This window comes from uncultured Georgenia sp., from assembly GCF_937958535.1.
In the GTDB taxonomy this organism is placed as follows: Bacteria; Actinomycetota; Actinomycetes; order Actinomycetales; family Actinomycetaceae; genus Oceanitalea.
Genome location: NZ_CALGNQ010000175.1, coordinates 1 through 2,724 on the forward strand (window position 1 = coordinate 1; position 2,724 = coordinate 2,724).

The 2,724-nt window shown below is 74.2% G+C and carries 3 protein-coding genes; 2 read left to right on the forward strand and 1 reads right to left on the reverse strand.

Features of this window, described 5'->3' with window-relative positions:
* Positions 1–400 precede the first annotated feature (400 nt).
* Both Q0195_RS09250 and Q0195_RS09255 read left to right on the forward strand, forming a co-directional pair.
* Positions 401–1,357, forward strand: a complete 957-nt coding sequence (locus Q0195_RS09250; RefSeq protein ID WP_299277435.1) for an inorganic phosphate transporter — start codon at positions 401–403, stop codon at positions 1,355–1,357.
* Positions 1,354–1,986 (forward strand): DUF47 family protein, encoded by a 633-nt coding sequence (locus tag Q0195_RS09255; protein WP_299277437.1) that lies wholly within the window; start codon positions 1,354–1,356, stop codon positions 1,984–1,986. The genes Q0195_RS09250 and Q0195_RS09255 overlap by 4 nt, the downstream gene beginning before the upstream one ends.
* Positions 1,987–2,090: 104 nt before the next feature.
* On the opposite strand, the gene Q0195_RS09260 is transcribed toward Q0195_RS09255, so the two are convergent.
* The coding region (locus tag Q0195_RS09260) for a hypothetical protein (protein WP_366518089.1) at positions 2,091–2,724 on the reverse strand (634 nt) is incomplete at its 5' end.

A 2,724-nucleotide genomic window follows, 5' to 3' on the forward strand; every position in this document is an offset into this window, starting at 1 on the left:
GGTGATCGGGTCGGTGCTCATGCCCCAGCGCTCCTCAGCATCGTTGACGAAGTCATATACGATTCGGAGTCTGCACTGGCGGCGAGGGAGTGTCAAGGAGCGTCGCCTGCCCCGGACCTGGACGATCGACCCCGCCGTCGGTGGTGGGACGACTCGTAGAATGGCGGTGACGCCCGGCGCCCGGGAGCACGCCGGCGGGATCGGCGTCGGTTCTCGATCACGAGGCGTCGTGGTGGGCCCCGAGTGGTGCCGGCGGGTTAGCCCGCACCCCGCCCGTCGCAGGGCGCACCGCATCCGAGTCGGCGTGCGCCGGTGCCCACGGGCGGCCGACCGCCCGGCAAGGCGTCGGCGGGGGAGCGGAACGCCATCCCGAGCACGGAGGAGGAGCGGAAGGAGCCGAGTGGACGTCGCGCTGATCGTCGTCGCCGCGGCGTTCGCGCTCGTCAACGGTGCCAACACCGGGGGCACTATGCTCTCGCTCAACCTCACGGTGCACGCCCTGCGTCCCGTGACCGGCATCCTCGTCATGACACTCGGCGTGGTCCTCGCGCCCCTGCTGCTGGGGACCGCGGTGGCCGACACGGTGGCCACCGACCTCGTCGTCTGGGAGGGGCAGGGGCGCCGGCTCGGGACGATGCTCGCCGTGGTCGCCAGCGTCGTCGTGGTCTGGACGCTGAGCCGGTTCGGTGCCCCGACCGGCCAGACGATGGCGCTCGTCGGCGCGATGGCGGGGGTCGGTCAGGCGGCCGGGGAGCCGGTCGGCTGGGGCGCGGTTGCCAAGGTGCTCCTCATGATGGCGCTCGCCCCGCTCATCGGGGCGGTGATCGCCGCGTTCCTGCTGCGGGTGGTGGCCCCGGTGGTGCGGGTGCCGGACGCGGGCAGGGGGCTGCGGGCCGCGCACGCGGTCGCCTTCGCACTGCTCTCGTTGGCGTACGGGACGAACGACGCGCAGAAGATGCTCGCCGTCATGGCGGTCGCCACGGGCGTGGCGGGCGCGACGGTGCCGGTGGTCTGGTGGCAGCTGCTGCTCGTGGCGCTGTTCTTCGGGCTCGGCGCGGCGATCGGTGTGGGGCGGATGGCCGGGACCATCGGCTCGGGCATCCTGCCGGTGCGCACCGTCGACGCCGTGAGCACCGAGATCGCCACCGCCACCGCGCTGCTCGCCACCAGCGCCGCCGGTGCGCCCGTAGGCCTGGCGCAGACAATCTCCGGCGCCCTCATCGGCAGCGGCGCCGCCCGAGGACTAGGGAGGGTCAGATGGCGAAGGACCGGGAAGCTCGTGCTCGCGTGGGTCACCACCCTGCCGGCCGCGTACGCCCTGGGGGCGGTGGCCGGCGCCGTCGCGTCCCGGGTGTGACGGCGCTGCGCCGGGCGGCGGGGAACCTCACGCGGCGGAACGAGCGCGCCATCGTCGCCGCGCTCGAGGCGCACATCCGCACCACCCAGGACGCCGTCCGGGTCGCGCTCGCCGCCGTCCGGGGCGACCTGCCCAGCGCCGAGGCGCGCCGCCGGGTGGGGGAGATCGAGCGCGAGGGCGACGGGCACCGTGCCCGCCTCGTGGAGACCCTGGGCCGCACGCTCGTCACGCCGATCGACCGGGAGGACATCTTCCGCGCGTCGCGCTCGATCGACGACGTGCTCGACAACGTGCGCGACTTCGTCCGGGAGCACGACCTGTTCGAGGTGGGGGCACAGCCCCTGCTCGTCGACGTCCTGGAGGCGGTGGAGGAGAGCGTCGCCGAGCTGCACCACGCCGCCGCAGCCACCAGCAACGCCCCCTCGCGGATCCGCACCTCGGCGCTGGCCGCCCGGAAGAACGACATCCGCCTGCGCTACCAGGAGGCGATGGCCGCGCTCCTCACCGGGGAGGTGACGGTGGAGATGCTGCGGTGCCGTGAGCTGCTCCGCCGCCTCGACGTCATCGGGCTGCGGCTGGGGGAGGCGGCCGACGCCTTCGCCGACGGCGCGGTCAAACGGAGCCACTGAGCAGGGTCGTCGTGAGCCCGGCCGAGGCCCGGGCGGTCAGGGACGGCGCGGTCAAGCGGAGCCACTGAGCAGGGCCGCCCTGAGCCCGGCCGAGCGCCGGGCGGTCAGGTCTGGGTGACTCCCAGGACCACCTGGGCGATCGTCCGCACCGCCTCGATCAGCTGGTCGAACGACTCGCGGTAGACGGCGTCGGACCGCCGGTAGGGGTCGACGATGTCGTCCAGCTCGGCCGGTACCTGCACCCGCTCCCGCGCGGCCAGCGGCACGAGCGCGGCGAGGCGCTCGGCGGGCCGGGCGTCCGGACCGGCCGCGGCGGTGAGCTCGTCCGGGTCCACCGCGGAGGCGAGCCGGGCGAACTCCCGCACGGTGAATGTGCGTCGCACCGCGGCGGGGACGTGCTCCACGACGTCCGCCCGGTGCGCCCGCGTCGCGGTGAGCACGAGGTCCGCGCCGGCGACCATGGGTTCGGTGATGGCCCGGGCGGCGAAGCCGTCCGCGCTGACGCCGACCTCCTCGAGCAGCTGCACCATCGGCCCCTGGATCGGCTCACCGACGAGCGCCCCGGTGCCGGCGCTGTGGACCGTGATCCCGCTGCCCTCGGCGAAAGCGGACCGGAAGAGCCGCTCGATGGCGGGGGAGCGGCACACGTTGCCGGTGCACACGATGAGGAGCGTGAAGTCGTCACCCGAGCGGTAGGCCATGTCCGTCCTTCCATCAGCGGTCCGCCCCGAGCCTAGT